This is a genomic window from Gracilimonas sp., assembly GCF_031581265.1.
In the GTDB taxonomy this organism is placed as follows: domain Bacteria; phylum Bacteroidota; class Rhodothermia; order Balneolales; family Balneolaceae; genus Gracilimonas.
The window spans coordinates 52,520-69,846 of sequence record NZ_JAVLBQ010000008.1 but is presented as its reverse complement, the minus strand read 5'-3'; the positions used below and the strand labels follow the sequence as shown (position 1 = coordinate 69,846).

Below are 17,327 nucleotides of genomic sequence, written 5' to 3'. Positions count from 1 at the left end.
AATAGATGGGTTAAAAGACCACTTGCTAAAGCGATTGCGAGCCCCAAGTTGTCTGTTCTACCATATGTTTCATCTAATGAGGTTAATTATGTTGCTTTCAAACTTCCAACTGAGGAATACCACAATGAGATTTACGAGCACCTAAAGAATCAGTTTGTACCTGATAAAGGGATTAAAAAATTTGACCAAGAGTATTTTCAGAAAATAAAAGGTGAAAGCAAATCCCATCCATGGATGGGTAACCCAAATGAAGTTTCAATTCACACTTTTTTAAGGAACCAAATTCACCACAGGGCTGATAATGGAGCGCCGGATATTGATGAGCTTGCAAGTTCAATTGAAAAGATGAGAGAGTTTGCTTTGCAAGATTGATATACGAATAGTTAACGTGCTATAGGGAGTTTTGAACAACATCGAACGTTGTTCAAAACTCCCTATAGCGTATGTTTATTGTGTGGCAATTAAAAATAAATATGATTTGTCCAGTTTATTAACTAAAAAACTGGACATTTTGGCTTTTTTGACCGACCTTCAAATTATATGAAAATCACTGAATACATAGCATTTACGATAGATCGATTCCCGAAGGGATATGTATTCACCTATGAGGATTTTTATGATGAGGTGAAAAAGAAGGAAGCCATCATAAAAGCCCTGAACCGCATGGCCGATTCGGGTAAAATAGCCAAGCTGAGCAAAGGCAAATATTACAAGCCCGAAGAGACTCCCTTCGGAGAGTTGGAGCCCAATCAATACCAGGTGGTTAAAGACCTGATGGAAGAGGACGGGAAAGTGACGGGCTATCTCACCGGCTACAGTATCTACAACGAACTGGGTTTAACCACGCAGGTCAGCAACACCATACAAATCGGGAAGAATGTAGTACGGCCCAAACTAAAGCGGGGCAAATACACCATAAGGTTTGTTCGGCAAAAGAATACCATCACCAAAGAAAACATCCCGCTCCTTCAAATTTTAGACAGCCTACGCTACATCAAGAAAATACCGGACACCACCATTCAAAAGTCCACCGAGCGATTGAAGAACATCATTGCCGAGCTTTCAGGTGAAGACAAGCAGTCCATGGTTCGGCTGGCCAAAAAATACCCGCCTTCCACACGGGCTTTACTGGGGGCTATACTGGAAGAGTTGGGCGATTCTGCATACACCGAGAAACTGAAAAACTCCTTAAATCCCATTACAACCTATAATCTGCCGGGCGCATCCAAGGCATTGTCCACCGCCGAAAACTGGAACATCAAATGAAGCTACACGAAGACAAAAAGTTATTTCAGGATGCGGTACGGGCAACCTCTGAATTCAAAGACATTCGGGAAGTCTATATTGAAAAAGACTACTGGGTAACGTTCGCACTAAAGACTATTTTTTCTGACCCGGTGGGTAAAGACACCATCTTTAAAGGCGGAACGGCTTTATCCAAATGCTTCAATCTCATTGAACGGTTCTCCGAAGATATTGACTTAGTTGTGATCCGGCGGGAAGGTGATTCAGACAACGCCCTTAAAAACAAAATACGGGACGTCAGCAAAGCCGTGGAATCGGTACTACCGGAAGTTGAAATTGAGGGGATCACCAGAAAAAGAGGTAATAACCGAAAAACGGCTCACACCTATTCCAAAGAATTCAGCGGAGAATTTGGTCAGGTACGGAATACCATCATTGTAGAAGCAAGCTGGCTGGGGAGTTCAGAACCTAATACCGAACAGCACCTGTCCACTTATATCTATGAAATGATGAAAGCCAAAGGGCAGTCTGATATGGCTGAAAAATACGACCTACTCCCCTTTGAGTTAAAAGTGTTGGCAGTACGAAGAACCCTGTGTGAAAAGATCATGAGCCTGGTCCGATTTTCCCATACAGAAGAGCCCATTACCGATCTTCGTAACAAAATACGGCATACCTATGACCTTCATCTTATGCTAAAGGATAAAGACGTTCAGACCTTTTTCGAGTCTGATGATTTTGACCGGCTCCTGAAAACCGTGGCCCGCGACGATGTTGCAAGCTACCGAAGTGATGTTGAGTGGTTGGCCATTCATCCGGTTGAGGCCATTATATTTCGTAACCTTGATAAGGTATGGGGACAGCTGAAAAATATGTATGAACAGGATTTTCAATACCTTGTTTTTGGGGAACTGCCAAAACAAGAAGATATTCACGGATCACTGACCAAGATTAAAACCCGACTACATGAGATTGATTGGGATATTGAGCCGGATAAAGAAGCCTAAGAAGTTCTGACCTTCGCAAACTAGTAATTATGAAATTCACCGAAGCACAACTTGAAAACGCCATCACTGAACTCCTGGAGCAGGACGGCATTCCGCACCTGACGGGAGATCAGATTTCAAGGCCATCCATGGATGAGGTGTTGATCAAGGAAGACCTTCGGCAGTTTTTGATGGAGCGATATAAAGAGGACGAAATCACTCCTGCTGAGGTGAATCGCATTATTATGGATTTGGAAAGTCCTCCTACACTAAACCTGTATGAAAGCAATAAGGCGATCTTCAAAAAAATTCAGGATGGCTTTCTGTTCAAAAGAGACGATCGGAGTAAAAAGGATCTCTACATTCAACTAATTGATTACAGCGGAATTCTGGCCGCTGTTCAGGTTGGAATGGAAAACAGTGAGTTCAATCCCAAGTACGGCAAAGCGGCTTCAGAAGGAGAAGGCTACCAGCCCGATACTAACATCTACAAGTTTGTGAATCAGCTTGAGATCATGGGCACCGAAAAGCGCATTCCGGATGGGATTCTCTATATCAATGGAATTCCGCTGGTGGTGTTTGAATTTAAAAGTGCCATTCGTGAAGAAGCCACCATTCATGATGCCTATATTCAATTAACCGTACGCTATAAACGGGACATTCCCGAGCTATTCAAGTACAATGCTTTTTGTGTGATCAGTGACGGTGTGAATAGTCGGGCAGGTTCTTTCTTTGCTCCCTATGAATACTACTATTCCTGGAGACGTATTGAAGGTCTGATCAAAGATGTGGATGGCATCGATTCACTATTTACCCTAATTGAGGGTATGTTTAACCGGAAGCGACTGCGGAACATCATTCGAAACTTCATTTATATCCCCGACAGCTCGAAAAAGGATGAGAAGATCGTTTGTCGGTATCCCCAGTTCTATGCGGCCAATAAACTGTTCCACAACATCATTGAGCATCAAAAACCGGATGGTGATGGAAAGGGCGGTACCTATTTTGGCGCTACCGGGTCAGGAAAGAGCTTTACCATGCTATTCCTCTCAAGATTGTTGATGAAGAGCCCATATTTCTCCAGTCCTACCATTGTTCTCATCACCGACCGAACAGATTTAGACGATCAGCTTTCTGCCCAGTTTACCAATGCTAAAGATTATCTCGGAGATGACAATGTTAAGACGGTAGAAAGCCGGGAAGATTTGAGAACCAAACTTCAGGGCAGAAAAAGCGGTGGGATATTCCTGACTACTATTCACAAATTTACGGAAGACACCAAGCTCCTCACAGATCGTGCCAATGTGATTTGTATTTCAGATGAAGCACACCGAAGTCAGACCAACCTGGATCAGAAAGTGAAGATCACCTCAGAGGGAGTCACCAAAACTTACGGATTTGCTAAGTATCTCCACGATTCCCTTCCCAATGCTACCTACGTCGGCTTTACCGGAACTCCGATTGATGCAACTCTGGATGTGTTTGGTGAGGTAGTCGATGAATACACCATGACCGAATCGGTGGTGGATGATATCACCGTACGGATTGTATATGAAGGTCGGGCCGCAAAAGTATTGCTGGATAACAAGAAGCTTCAGGAGATCGAAGAGTATTATGAGAAATGCGCCGATGAAGGGACCAATGAATATCAGATTGAAGAGAGCAAGAAGGCGAATGCTCAGATGAATGCCATTATTGGCGACCCGGATCGCTTAAAGGCTGTAGCCCTGGATTTTGTGAATCACTATGAAAAACGCATTGAAGAAGGCGCGACCATTAAAGGCAAAGCAATGTTTGTGTGCAGCAACCGCGAGATTGCCTACGAAATGTACAAAAACATCATTGAACTTCGTCCTGAGTGGAATGAAGTGAGAGCAGCAGCTCCCGATGAAGAACTCACTGAAAGCGAGCTTCGGGAAATTAAGCCCATCGAGCGGATCAAAATGGTTATGACCCGCAATAAAGACGATGTGAAGAAGCTCTATAATTTGTTAGGTACTAAAGACGACCGCAAAGAATTAGATCGCCAGTTCAAGAATCCGAAGTCCAATTTCAAGATTGCCATTGTAGTTGATATGTGGCTCACCGGCTTCGACGTTCCTTTCCTCGATACCATGTATATCGACAAGCCTATCAAGCGCCATAACCTTATTCAGACCATCTCAAGGGTAAACCGAAAGTTTGAAGGCAAAGACAAAGGACTCATTGTTGATTACATCGGTATAAAATCACAGATGAATAAGGCCCTCGCCCATTACAATAAATCCGATGCTAAAAACTTCGAGGACATTCAACAGTCGATTATCGTAGTAAAAGATCACCTTGAACTGTTGGCCAAAATCTTCCATAAGTTTGATGAAAAACCCTACTTCAGTGGTGCTCCGCTTGAGCAGCTCCACACCCTAAACATGGCAGCCGAATTTGTTCAGGCTACTGAGGATTTAGAGAAACGATTCATGTTTTTGGTCAAGCGAATGAAAACGGCTTACGATATTTGCTGTGGAAGCGAAGAGTTTTCCGATAAAGAGCGGGACTATATTCACTTCTACATTGCTGTTCGGTCCATAGTCTTTAAGCTTACCAAAGGCACTGCCCCGGACGTAGCTCAGATGAATGCGAAAGTCCGTGAAATGATTCAGGAAGCTCTTGAAAGTGAGGGAGTCACTGAAATAACGAAGCTGGGCAATGAAGATACCAAAGAGATCGACATCTTTGATGAAGAATACCTGGCCAAGATCGATAAAATCAAGCTCCCCAACACCAAAATTAAGCTCCTCCAAAAGCTGCTCGCTAAAGCCATAGAAGACTTCAAGAAAGTAAACAAAGTCAAAGGAATTGATTTCTCGAAGAAGTTTAAGTCGTTGGTAGATCGATACAATGAACGCAAGGAAGACGATACCCTACGAAGCGAAGTGCTGGATGATTTTACCGATGAGATCATCGACCTCTATCATCAAATGAAAAAGGAAAGAGAGTCATTTAAAGACATGGGAATCGATTTTGAAGAAAAAGCCTTCTACGATATCCTGAAAGAGCTTACAAGAAAATATGATTTCAATTATCCTGAAGAGAAGCTCATTCATCTTTCCAAAGAGGTTAAAAAGGTAGTCGATGACAAAGCCAAATACACTGATTGGAATAAACGTGCCGACATCAAAGCAGAATTAAAAGCAGACTTGATTGTCCTATTGGCCGAACATGATTACCCACCTATTGACCGGGATGAGGTCTATAAGGAGATCTTTGAGCAGGCGGAGAATTTTAAGAGGAATAGGGGATAGAGAAAAAGGGGAGTGCCATTACCTTAACTCTCCTCCGGGAGTTCAGTTTCGTGAGGCCAAATAAAGCCTCCTCTTCAAATTCAAGGTTCAATATCTAGAACAGTGGATATGTATTTAACAAGTAACTACTCTTCACACCCTCATTTCTATATCTTCAGCCCACACACCAAAAACACCCTAAATATTTTTAACTCGAATGCATTACATTCCATGCAATCAGGAAATGCTAACTAATCTCCATTTGATATGAAAAGAATAGGGCTACCGATACTTTTGGCTGTCATTATGTTTGGCCAGGCTTTTGCACAAAACTATACGCCATTAAATACCCCGGAATGGCCGGAATCAGATACTACCATGTACACTGTTGACGGTGAAAGGCATGGAATCAGTTTTTTTGAACAGCACCGGTTCCCGGAAGTTGAATATGAAGCCGGAGATGAGCTGACTTTTGATACCTATCATACGGTTAATGTAATGTATGAATGGTATGAGCGCTGGGCGGAGGAATATCCTGATATCGTGGATTTATACGAGGTTGCTAAAAGTTTTGAAGGGCGGCCCATTCTTCAGATGACCATCACCAATAAAGAAAAAGGAAAGCATACCGACAAACCCGCTGCTTATTTTGAAGGGGGGCGGCATAGTGGGGAGATTACAAGCAGTGAATCTATTTTATGGCTTACCCAACACCTACTCGAGAACTACGGGAAAGATCCTGAGATCACCGAATTGATAGACACCAAAGCCATTTATCTTCGCCCGCAGAATAATCCCGACGGCTCGAACCTTTACCTCCATACCGCCCAGGCAAATCGCAGTTCTGTCCGGCCGCACGATAATGACAGGGATGGCCTTTTGGATGAAGATTCTCCCGAAGATCTTGATGGCGACGGCATCATTTATTCGATGCGAAAGAAAGCGGATTCCGACGAAATGGATGAAGCTAACTACATCATTGACCCTAGAGATCCGGAAGGTCGATTGATGAAACGAGTGCTGGACGGAAAAGGTGAATGGTTGGTTTATTCTGAAGGCATCGATAATGACGGTGACGGAGACATTAATGAAGACGGTGTTGGTGGATTAGACCTCCACCGAAACTATGCCGAAAACTGGCGGCCTGATGTAGGGCGTGACCTCACCGGACGTGGTTACACTCAATATGGAGCAGGAGACTATCCGTTAAGTGAACCCGAATCAAAATCAGTGGTTATGTGGATGCTGACTCATCCGAATATTTCCGTAGTGAATTCTATGGATACCCGTGTTCCCATGCATTTACGTCCGCCATCCACTTCGAAAAGTGAAGAACGAATGTATCCTGAAGATCTCGCACTTTATGAAAAGTACGATCGCCTTGGCCTCGAGATTACCGACTATCCGTGGGCCGGAGATGTTTATGAGACCTATATGACCCGCTATCCCACCAATCGCGTAACCGGAGATCCTTCCCGGCCAAGCCCTTTGTTTGGGCACGGACCTGATTTTGGGTATTTCTATTTCGGCTCCATCTGGTATGGCGATGAGCTATGGAATAACGGGGCGATGGAAGATTATAATGATGATGGGATCTATGACGACTATGATGCCCTGCAATGGGATCTTCGGGAAAATGAAGGGCGAGGCTTTAAAGCATGGACTAAATTTGAGCACCCTGAACTGGGTGAAGTTGAAATCGGTGGTTTTCACCCCAAATTCTTCAGCCAAAACGGTCCGCCATGGCAGCTTGAACGCTGGGCTGAGAAACAAGCCCTTTTCAATTTAATGATGGCGAAGGAACTTCCTCAAATAACTCTTGATGATATAAACATCGAGCAAAACGAGGACAACATCTATAAAATATCTGTGAGCTGGACGAACACAGGGAACTTGCCGGTTGCTTTAAAGCAGGCACAGCTGGTCAAAATTGTTCGGGAAGACCGGGTTGAACTCGACTTTGACTCCGAGCTTACAAAGGGACATGAAGATGCCAAACTCAAGATCATCACTCCTGAATTGTATGATAAAACAATCCGTGCCGGGTATACGGATGCCGGAGAATCGCAGGAAGTGTATTTCGAAGTTGAGTTGAATGGTATTGAAGGCGCGAGGGGTACTGTGAAAATCCTGTCCACTCGTGGCGGTTATATTGAGGAGGAAATCGAGTTAGGTAGTCCGCCTGAGGAAAAGGAATAATTTTTCTCTTTTTGTAGTCATGTATAAGCCCTGCTCATCACTAATGATGTCAGGGCTTTTTTGCTTCTTATTGCTAATTTGGAGCTTCGTTTAAAGGATAAAATAATGGGGTGAAACGTGGTAAATCAGGGCGAAATTTTGTATTTTAATAGTAGAATAAGAGAGTTAAAGATTAAAGGGAAAACCCTCTTTAGATGTCTATGAGCACAGGTATAATTATATTTTTAAAAATAATCGGACGATAATGAATTAAAATATAAACTTAAATAGAACTGCTATGAAAACCCTGATAAGTAGACTTCATTTACGCGCCACTTTTCTATTACTTTTTATGATCATGTATTGCGGGGTTGATAGCGTTCGAGCTCAGGATGATCAATTCATTACAACTTGGCAAACAACTACTGCCAATGAGTATATATTTATTCCTACCGGTGGTGGAGACGAAATTACTGATTTTAATTTTCGCGTTGATTGGGGCGATGGCAATGAAGAAACGGTTACCGGAGACGACCCCGACCGATCACATTTGTATATTGAGGCTGGCACTTATACTGTACGAATAAGTGGAGTTTTCCCGCATTTTCAAATTGTAGAATCTTATAGTGCATCTGAATATGAAAAGGAAAACGCTGTCAAGCTACAAAGTATTGACCAGTGGGGGGATGTAGTTTGGGAAAGTATGAGAGGTGCTTTTTGGAGTGCTGAAAATATGATATACAATGCTACCGATGTGCCCAATTTGAGTCAAGTAACAAATATGGAAGGAATGTTTACCGGTGCTAAATCTTTCAATGGGGACTTGAGTAACTGGGATGTGAGCAACGTAACAACTATGAGAGGAGCTTTTTCCGGTGCTAGTTCCTTCAATGGAAACATAAGTACTTGGGATGTAAGCAGTGTAGAAGATCTCGGAGGTATGTTCAATTTAGCTGAATCATTTAATAGAGATTTGAGCAATTGGGATGTGAGTAGTGTTACTAATATGGAAAGAACGTTTTATGGCGCTAGCTCTTTTAACGCAGATCTGAGTAATTGGGATGTGAGCAATGTAACAACTATGGCCAATATGTTTCACAGTGCAAAATCTTTCAAAGGAGATTTGAGCATTTGGGATGTAAGTAAAGTAACAAGAATGGAAAAGATGTTTTTTGGTGCCGAATTGTTTAATGCTGACCTTAGCAGCTGGAGTGTAAGCAAAGTGAGAAATATGGAAAGGATGTTTGCGGGAGCAGAATCATTTGACGCTGATCTTAGCAATTGGTATATCACTAATCTCCTGCATTATAGTGGAGCCGGCTTGGAAGGTTTTCTCGAAGGAGCTAAACTTTCAACTGAAAATTATGATGCTTTGCTAATTGGGTGGAGTGGAATGGACCTAACGCGAGATGCAAATTTTCATGCCGGAAATAGCGAATATACCGAAGCAGCCGAAGAAGCTCGTCAAAAAATAATTGATGAATTTGGTTGGACGATTACTGATGGCGGAAAAACCACTGCCACAAATACCGAAAACAAAAACGATGCCATTCCGGAACATTTTGCACTTGAGCAGAATTATCCTAATCCTTTTAATCCTTCTACTACCACAAAATATGCTATACCGGAGGTTGCCGAAGTTCGTTTAGCTGTGTATGATTTATTAGGTCGAGAGGTAACAGCATTGGTAAAGGAACGGCAGTCCGCCGGTGTTCATACTGTCTCGTTTGATGCTTCTTCATTATCCTCCGGCACTTATATTTACCGCATTGAAGCCGGTGATTTCACAGAAACGAGAAAGCTAATGTTGATCAAGTAATGGATTGATCTTGCGGTGAAGTAATTGTGACCATATAATATCTAACACCATTAGCATTTTAATATCTCTGTTGATTAACCCTCCAAAAAGTCTAAATACTTGGAGGGTTATCTATTCGGTTAAGGCTTTACACTTGCTGCTAAGCTTCGGCTTTTCATGAAAAAAGCAACCTCAATACCCCGCAGCCTGACCATCCACTCTCGACTCCGAAGCACCAAAATAAACACCGTGCTCGTGGTCGCGCATGATGGCCTGGAAGCGGCCGAAGAAGCTGCCTCCGATTTGTATGTTATGGCCCATTTGACGCAGTTTTCGAACAACTCCAAAATCCACACCGGATTCAATACTTACTAAACCGGAATTGGTGAGTTTGTCATCGAGGTCGTCCGTGGGTTGGGTGGAGCCGGAGTGTTCCCAGCGAAAGGCATCGCCGGCTTGTTGGATGTTCATTCCAAAATCGATGACATTGGTGAGAATACTTACGTGCCCTATGGGTTGATAGGCGCCACCCATGTTTCCAAAACTCATAATGGGCTCACCGTCTTTCATCACAAAACCGGGAATTATGGTATGAAATGGTCGCTTACCCGGCGCATAGACATTAGGATGATTTGGATCAAGTGAAAATAATTCGCCACGATTTTGAAAGCTGAATCCCGTTCCGGGAACTACAAACCCGGTTCCCATTCCCCGGAAATTACTTTGAATTAAAGAAACCATATTTCCTTCCGAATCGGCTGTAGTTAAATAAATAGTATCGCCATCTTCTAAAACATCAACTCCGGTGGTGAGGTCTCGCCGGGCTCTTTCCCCAATTAGTTCACGTCGTTCGGCGGCATATTCTTTGGAAAGCAAAACCTCATATGGAACATCCTGGAAATCGGGATCGGCATAATGCTTGGCGCGGTCTTCAAAAGCAATTTTCTTGGCTTCGATCATAAGGTGTAGCGTTTCAGCGGTTCCAAAGCCGGTTTCGGCGAGATCAAATCCTTCCAAAATATTCAGCATTTGCAAAACGGCTGTTCCCTGCACATTTCCGCCCACTTGGTACACATCATACCCACGGTAGTTCACCGTTTTTGGTTCTACCCATTCAGAGCGATGTTGGTCAAAATCTTCGTACCGCAGGTAGCCGTCATTTTCTCGCATCCAGGCATCAATTTTTTCGGCTATTTCACCACGATAAAAAGCATCACGGCCCTGTTCGGCCAGTAAGCGAAAGGTATTTCCAAGATCAGGATTGCGAAAGATTTCTCCCTTTTCAGGTCCGCGCCCGTCAATAGTAAAAGTTTCTTCAAAAGCTCCGGGTTGATTGCTCAAAAAGCGGGCACTTCCTCTCCATGAAGCAGAGATAGCTTCACTGACCGGAAATCCATTTTCGGCATACCAGATGGGTTCCGATAATATATCACTCATATCGGCAGAGCCAAATCGTTCGTGCATTTCAAACCATCCATCTACAGCTCCTGGTACGGAAACCGATAGCAGATCATAAGCCGGAATACTGTTCGCTCCTTTTTCATCTAAGATCTCCATAAGTCGGTCGTAGGACAGTCCGCGCGGAGAACGACCACTGGCATTGAGTGCATATAACTGACCACTTTCCTCATGCCAAATTATAGCAAAGAGGTCACCGCCGATGCCATTTCCGGTGGGTTCCATGAGCCCCATAGCTGCATTTGCTCCGATGGCTGCATCAATGGCATTTCCTCCGTTTCGAAGAATTTGCAAGCCTACTTGGGTAGCAAGCGGCTGACTGGTAGCTACCATCCCACGCTCAGCAATAACCTCGGATCGGGTTGAGATTTGATTGCCGGCTTCGCGGTCAATTTGGGCTTGTAACTGTTCGGTGGGGATTAGCAGAAATAGAACAAATGTAAATGTAAGGGAAGTTAGTAATCGTCTCATGGGTAGTTCAATAAAATTAATAGATCATCAGATTATACGATGCTGAAAGGGGTATTACAAAAAGGGAGAAAGCATTTGGTTTAAGGACTTTTTAATCCTCATTGCATAGCTTTGGCTTTATGACAGGTATAAAAAAAGAGCCAGTCCGCAGGACTGGCTCTGTAATTTCTGTTGATGATTTTTTAAGGAGTGATGATCAGCTTCCCTCTTGTGTGAAGCTTTTCGATTTCTTGAAGAGCCTGCCCAACTTCTTTCAGGGAATAAGTTTCCGAGACCGGGACTTTAATTTTACTGTTATCGGCAAGGGCAGCTATATGCTCTAACTGTTCCGCATTTGGTTCTACAAACACATATTTGAAATCAATATCCTCATTGATATCAGGATTGCTATTAGTGATGGAGGCCACTCTCCCGCCGTCTTTAAGTACGCTGGTTTCCATTACTTGTGCAAAAGAATCTCCTCGTGAACAATGAAAGATAAGATCAACTCCTTCAGGATGAGCATTTTTAACGGCCTCTCCCAAGTGATTATCTTTGTAATCAATAGTGATATCAGCTCCGAGCTCTTTCATATACTCGTGATTCGCTTCACTCGCTACACCAATTACGTTGGCTCCCACAGATTTTGCCAATTGAATAGCTAACGTGCCAACTCCTCCTGAGGCCCCTAAAATCAATAAAGTTTGATCATTTTTGAGTCCTCCAAAATCAAAAATGGATTGATAGGCTGTTAATCCTACTAATGGAATTCCCCCTGATTCTTCCATAGAAATATTGGTTGGCCGTTCAGCTATATAAGATTCCGGTAAGCTCACATATTCAGCAAAAGTTCCGTGTTGAATTTTTGGGCGGCGAGCATAGGCATAAACCTCGTCACCAGGGCTAAAACGACTAACGGAATGGCCGACTTCTTCCACTACACCTGCTACATCCCATCCGGGTATTAAAGGAAACTTTCCGAGGATGGCATCTTTTAGCATTCCTCGAGCTATGGCAGCATCAACAGGATTTACACCGGCTGATCTTACCCGAATTAAAACCTCTCCTTCTTTAGCTTCCGGTTTATCAAGTTCTCCTGTTTTAATGTTTGCCAGATCACCATATTCTTCAATATAAGTGGCTTTCATTTGTTCACTCATGTTATGAAATAATTTATTTTATGATTACTTATTCTGAGTGTACAACAAGTCTGCAAGAGGATGGGTTCGGGGAGATTATTTGATATACCCTATGAGACGGATGTACAGAATTGAGGAAAAAATGTTGTAATCAAAGAGGTTCAATGGTGCTTACATCTTCAGCCGAATACCAGTCCTTTTTCATAAAAAAGAAGGAGCATAGGACAAATATTCCTGCAGCTATGGCTGAGGCATAAAAAGTAGCATCAAGACTGATGAAGGCGTAGACCAAGCCCAACAAGTATGGACCGAGGGCCTGCCCCGTTCTCATTACCACCCAGTTCACGGAGAGAAAAGCCGCTCGATATTCTTTATCGGCGTAGCCGGTAAGTAAGTTTAGAATGCTGGGGATATTTATTCCTTGTGCAGCTCCAAAAACGGCGACGGGCAGGGCAAACCACCAGATGTTTTCAATTTGGGGAATGAATAAGAATATGGAGAGGTAAAGAACAGCGGCCGTTCGGATTAAATTAACTTCAGAAAAACGCTGTGTCAGTTTGCCAAGCTGTGAAGAAGCATAGGCGGTCATAAAAGAAGAGCCCGAAAGGATGATGCCAATCCAAAACGAGTTCTGACTGAATTTTTCATCCAGTAAAATGGTGAAGTAGGTGATATATCCTCCATATAGCATAATAAAGGTGAGAAAAATACCAACAAATAATGGAATCACTTTTTTGGAGACGAGCGAGGAGGCAACACTAGAAAAAATTTCTGAAATGTTAAGTCCGCCGGAGGAACCTGTTTTTTCAAGCGAGGTTAATACAAAAAGTCCGACCGGAATAGCCAACAAGCTCAGGAAAAATGGATAATGCCAACCCAACAGAGCAACCGCTCCACCCACAGCAGGATAAAAAGCTGTTCCTATACTCAACACACTGCCATTATATCCCATAGCAGTAGCACGGTCATTTCCCGAATACAGATCCCCGATCAGGGTTAGATTTAGCGCTCCCAGTGAGGCACTGCCCATCCCCTGTAATGCACGAAAGAAAAGCATGGTTTCGAAGTCGGTAGTAAAAGCACAAGCCGTTCCGGCAATTCCAAAGAGAAATAGAGATGGAACCAATACAATTTTACGGCCATATCGGTCGGCCAAAAGCCCAAGTATAGGGGTTATAAAAATGCCGGGAAGGGTGAAGAAAGTAATTAAGAGGCCAATTCTCTGCGCTGAAACATCCAGGGCATCAGAGATAACGGGAAAAGCTGGAGCGATGGATGAGACTCCCATAACAGCCGTTAAGGTAATTCCAAAAATGATGTAGAGGTTAACATCACTGAGTAGAGAGTTATTAGCTTTTTTAACGGGAGTGCTCAAAATATGGATTTGTTAGCAGTAAGAAGGTTTTAAACCATGCAGATCAAGTCACGCCAATGATACTGATATTTAAAAGGGAGTACCACTTTTAAACACCAAAGATATTTTTTTGAAATGATGATCGGATTTAATGATATTTTCAACGTTAAATTTCAAAGGACGCTGGGCGGTAATTGGATGAGGTCAAGAAAAATTATGATCTGATCTGTAATTAAAGCACTCTCACTATTTTGAAATCGGTTGGGTTGCCAATTGGGAATTTTTACATATGTAAAAGACGTTGTGAATTCTGTAACTTAACACAGTTAACCTAAATAAATGTGAAGTAAACATTGAAAGCTGAAAAACAGATTTTACCGGATATTTCAAATCATCGCTATCGTGTGAGTATTGCACGAACGGACAAAGAAATTGAACAGGCTTTAAAACTCAGGTACGAAGTATTTTATAAAGAACTGGAACGAGAATTTGATTCGTCAAAAACTATAGATGAAGACAAGTACGATGCACAGTGTCATCATTTAATTGTTAAGGAAATTAAAAAAGACAGAGTAATAGGTACCTATCGACTTCAAACCTATGAACAGGCTGTAAGTGGAGAAGGTTTCTATTCGGATAGCCTTTTTAACTTACAAGAATTACCGCAGGAGGTGCTTTCAAAAAGTTTTGAAGTAGGCCGTGCTTGTATTAAAGAAGAACACCGAAGTGGACGAGTGTTATTCTTATTGTGGAAAGGATTTGCCGGATATCTTAAAGCTTTGGATAAAAGATATTTATTGGGAAGTTTAGGTATTCCTGCCAGTAATGATAAAGATGCATTGGCTATTTATAAAGAACTCAAAGATCGGGGAGTCATTCACAGTGAATATCAGGTATCAGGGAAGGAGCCGTACAAAAAAAATGTTGATGATTATGAGATCGCCAAAAAAGAAAATTTTGATGCTCCGGGCCTTCTTCAAAACTATTTAAGTGTCGGTTGCAGTCTCATCAGCAAGCCGGCCTATCATAATGAGTTAGAGTTGCTCTATGTGATGATATTCATGGATACGGAGAAAATTTCTGATCGTACCCGTAAAATGTTTTTCGGTTAAGTCGTTCAGATAAATTAAATTCTTAAGGTATGAGTAAGATCCGCGGATATTTTAAGCTTGTCCTTCTGTTGGTCTATACCCTTACCACATTTGGTATTTATTGGGTTGGATTATTGATTCCTAAATTATTAAGCCGGCCCTATGAACCATGGCGAAATCTTTTTATGCAAACATGGGCAGAGGGTGTGGCTTTTATTTTTAATATGGAAGTTGAGGTGGAGGGAAGACCTCCCGAAGCCCCTTTTTTCTTAGTTTCTAATCACTTAAGCTACCTTGATATAGTTCCGCTCTATTTAAGCCTAAAATGTACTTTTGTGGCCAAAAAGGCTGTTCGGAGCTGGCCTCTTATAGGGTATATGGTTTACGCAGTTGGGGTTATTTTTGTGGATCGAAAACGGAAGACCGATGTAAAAAGGGTAAACGAGCTGCTTTCTACTTCCATGAACGAATACCAGGGATTGATTTTTTTCCCGGAGGCCACTTCATCAGGAGGAGAAGGTATTTTACCTTTTCATGCTTCTTTACTCCAGTTTCCGGCCGATAAAGAACTTCCGGTTCACACCGCATCCATTTCATATGCAACAGCTGAGGGAGATGAACCGGCCCGGGACAGCGTTTGTTTTTTTGGTGCTCGCCACGGGTTTCTCGAGCATTTGATGAAGTCATCCCAAACCCATAAAATTTATTGTAAAATCAAGTTTGGGGAGCGTACCGAGCAATCTTCCGACCGCAAAGAATTGGCAGCCAAACTGAAAGAAAATATTGAAGAGTATTTTGAACCAACTTCCTGAAAATTACTTTTAAAAAACGGACATGATATTTTTTGTAATCTCAACATGTGATTTAGAACATTTCAATTTTTGAGGATAAAGCCATGCGACCACTAATTATTATACTTTTATCATTTTTTTGCTGTATTTCAGTGAGTGCCCAAACCTCGATTTCGGGTGATTGGGAAGGAGCGATCAACATTCAGGGACAACAGCTTAAAGTAATATTTGATATAGAGGGAGAGCCCCAAAATTATTCCGGAACCCTGGATATCCCTCAGCAGGGCGCAATGGAGTTAAATCTGACAAGAGTTGAACAGAAATCAGATTCTGTATTTTTTACTTTTTTTACCGGGCAGGGCAATGGAGAATTTAAAGGGGTATTGGAAACAGATAGCTTAATTACCGGAATGTATCATCAGGGTATGTCCTCTTTTCCTTTTGAAATCAAAAAACAAAAATCAGTAGTTGAACCAGAAGAGGTTTTAGGTGAAGGGCGGGAATTAATTATATCCACGGAAACAGTGAACATCGGAGGCACTTTAGTTACTCCGGAAAATAGTGAGTACTCTCCACTTGTAATTATGATCTCAGGGAGCGGAGCTCAGGACCGTAATTCAAATATATTTGGCTTCAAGGTGTTTGCGGAAATAGCCGAATATCTTGAACAGCAGGGCATATCCAGCTTCAGATATGATGATCGACAGATTGGAGAATCAACGGGCACCTTTTCTGAGGCAACACTTGATATGTTGGCCGGTGATGTCAATAGAATTATTGAATACCTCAACAATCTTGAAGACGAATATTTTTCAGAAATCATTCTTTTAGGGCATAGTCAGGGAGGTGTTGTGGCGGGAAAGGTTGCCGATGAAAATCCCGAGGTAGATCAGTTGATTCTGATGGCATCAACAGGGGTAAGCTTGAAAGAAATTTTGAGTTTCCAGGTTGAGCAGGCATATGGAGAGGAAATTCATTCAGAAGAAGATGTTGAAAAAGAGATATCACTGCGAGAAGAATTAATGATGGCAATTCGGGATGATGGAGATATTGAAGCGGCGAAACAAAATTATGTTGATCACTACTATAGTATGATTGAAGCTTTACCGGCAAGCCAAAAAGCTGGCATCGCCGATATTGATGCTTTTGTGAACCGGCAGGCAGACCAATTGGCGGCCGTTTATGGTTCTCCCCAGACAAAATCGTTATTGTTTTACGACCCTAAAGATGATTTAAGAGAGTTGGACATCCCGGTACTTGTTTTATTTGGAGGAAAGGATACGCAGGTTACAATAGAGCAAAATAGTGCACCTATCGAAAAGGCACTCACGGAAGCAGATACAGAGTTTGAGGTCGAGGCTTTTCCGGAAGCCAATCACCTGTTTCAGAAAGCAGAAAGTGGACAAGTAGCTGAATATTCTATGTTAGAAAAAGAATTTGTTGATGGATTTTTGGATTCTATCGCCGGTTGGGTTTCAAAAAATGTGGACAATTAATGAGTATAAAGGAAGTAAAATTCTACGTTGAATTTATCCTGAATTAACCTCAAACTACTGACCTAATTCAGCAGGAGTTTA

At 42.3% G+C, this 17,327-nt stretch carries 12 protein-coding genes; 9 read left to right on the top strand and 3 right to left on the bottom strand.

The window, feature by feature from the left end; translation table 11 throughout:
- Positions 1–48: 48 nt before the first annotated feature.
- The 6 genes from RI561_RS04880 to RI561_RS04855 all read left to right on the top strand — a co-directional run bounded on the left by RI561_RS04880 (position 49) and on the right by RI561_RS04855 (position 9,488).
- The gene (locus RI561_RS04880) at positions 49–372 is read left to right on the top strand and encodes a hypothetical protein (RefSeq protein WP_395079104.1); all 324 of its coding nucleotides are present in this window, start codon (positions 49–51) and stop codon (positions 370–372) included.
- Between the two features lie 168 nt (positions 373–540).
- Positions 541–1,266 (top strand): DUF6088 family protein, encoded by a 726-nt coding sequence (locus RI561_RS04875; protein WP_395079103.1) that lies wholly within the window; start codon positions 541–543, stop codon positions 1,264–1,266.
- Entirely contained in the window at positions 1,263–2,252 is a 990-nt protein-coding gene (locus tag RI561_RS04870; RefSeq protein WP_395079102.1) for a nucleotidyl transferase AbiEii/AbiGii toxin family protein, read from the top strand. Before RI561_RS04875 ends, RI561_RS04870 begins: the two co-directional genes overlap by 4 nt.
- Positions 2,253–2,281: 29 nt before the next feature.
- Positions 2,282–5,512, top strand: coding sequence for a type I restriction endonuclease subunit R (locus tag RI561_RS04865; RefSeq protein WP_395079101.1), 3,231 nt, complete (start codon positions 2,282–2,284; stop codon positions 5,510–5,512).
- A 246-nt stretch (positions 5,513–5,758) separates the two neighbouring features.
- Positions 5,759–7,690 (top strand): M14 family metallopeptidase, encoded by a 1,932-nt coding sequence (locus RI561_RS04860; RefSeq protein WP_395079100.1) that lies wholly within the window; start codon positions 5,759–5,761, stop codon positions 7,688–7,690.
- Positions 7,691–7,967: 277 nt separating this feature from the next.
- Positions 7,968–9,488, top strand: coding sequence for a BspA family leucine-rich repeat surface protein (locus RI561_RS04855; RefSeq protein WP_395079099.1), 1,521 nt, complete (start codon positions 7,968–7,970; stop codon positions 9,486–9,488).
- A gap of 171 nt (positions 9,489–9,659) precedes the next feature.
- Here the strand turns inward: RI561_RS04855 and ggt are convergent, their stop codons facing one another.
- From ggt to RI561_RS04840, 3 genes are all read right to left on the bottom strand, one after another.
- Positions 9,660–11,396: a gamma-glutamyltransferase gene (ggt, locus tag RI561_RS04850; protein WP_395079098.1), complete on the bottom strand. Its 1,737-nt coding sequence runs from the start codon at positions 11,394–11,396 to the stop codon at positions 9,660–9,662.
- Between the two features lie 182 nt (positions 11,397–11,578).
- Complete coding sequence (locus RI561_RS04845) at positions 11,579–12,535, bottom strand: NADP-dependent oxidoreductase (RefSeq protein ID WP_395079097.1); 957 nt, start codon at positions 12,533–12,535, stop codon at positions 11,579–11,581.
- 130 nt (positions 12,536–12,665) lie between these two features.
- Entirely contained in the window at positions 12,666–13,889 is a 1,224-nt protein-coding gene (locus RI561_RS04840) for an MFS transporter (protein ID WP_395079096.1), read from the bottom strand.
- A gap of 332 nt (positions 13,890–14,221) precedes the next feature.
- On the opposite strand from RI561_RS04840, the gene RI561_RS04835 reads away from it, so the two are divergent.
- The 3 genes from RI561_RS04835 (at position 14,222) to RI561_RS04825 (ending at position 17,246) form a co-directional block, all read left to right on the top strand.
- Positions 14,222–14,980 carry a GNAT family N-acetyltransferase gene (locus tag RI561_RS04835; protein ID WP_395079095.1) on the top strand — a complete coding sequence of 253 codons (759 nt, stop codon included), beginning with the start codon at positions 14,222–14,224 and terminating at the stop codon, positions 14,978–14,980.
- A 29-nt stretch (positions 14,981–15,009) separates the two neighbouring features.
- Complete coding sequence (locus tag RI561_RS04830; RefSeq protein ID WP_395079094.1) at positions 15,010–15,771, top strand: lysophospholipid acyltransferase family protein; 762 nt, start codon at positions 15,010–15,012, stop codon at positions 15,769–15,771.
- Between the two features lie 83 nt (positions 15,772–15,854).
- Positions 15,855–17,246 carry an alpha/beta fold hydrolase gene (locus RI561_RS04825; protein WP_395079093.1) on the top strand — a complete coding sequence of 464 codons (1,392 nt, stop codon included), beginning with the start codon at positions 15,855–15,857 and terminating at the stop codon, positions 17,244–17,246.
- Positions 17,247–17,327: the final 81 nt, after the last annotated feature.

Coding starts and splice junctions, on each gene's coding strand:
- ggt (WP_395079098.1), bottom strand. CDS start 11,396: ATGAGACGATTACTAACTTCCCTTACATTTACATTTGTTCTATTTCTG.
- RI561_RS04860 (WP_395079100.1), top strand. CDS start 5,759: ATGAAAAGAATAGGGCTACCGATACTTTTGGCTGTCATTATGTTTGGC.
- RI561_RS04825 (WP_395079093.1), top strand. CDS start 15,855: ATGCGACCACTAATTATTATACTTTTATCATTTTTTTGCTGTATTTCA.
- RI561_RS04870 (WP_395079102.1), top strand. CDS start 1,263: ATGAAGCTACACGAAGACAAAAAGTTATTTCAGGATGCGGTACGGGCA.
- RI561_RS04830 (WP_395079094.1), top strand. CDS start 15,010: ATGAGTAAGATCCGCGGATATTTTAAGCTTGTCCTTCTGTTGGTCTAT.
- RI561_RS04865 (WP_395079101.1), top strand. CDS start 2,282: ATGAAATTCACCGAAGCACAACTTGAAAACGCCATCACTGAACTCCTG.
- RI561_RS04845 (WP_395079097.1), bottom strand. CDS start 12,535: ATGAGTGAACAAATGAAAGCCACTTATATTGAAGAATATGGTGATCTG.
- RI561_RS04855 (WP_395079099.1), top strand. CDS start 7,968: ATGAAAACCCTGATAAGTAGACTTCATTTACGCGCCACTTTTCTATTA.
- RI561_RS04875 (WP_395079103.1), top strand. CDS start 541: ATGAAAATCACTGAATACATAGCATTTACGATAGATCGATTCCCGAAG.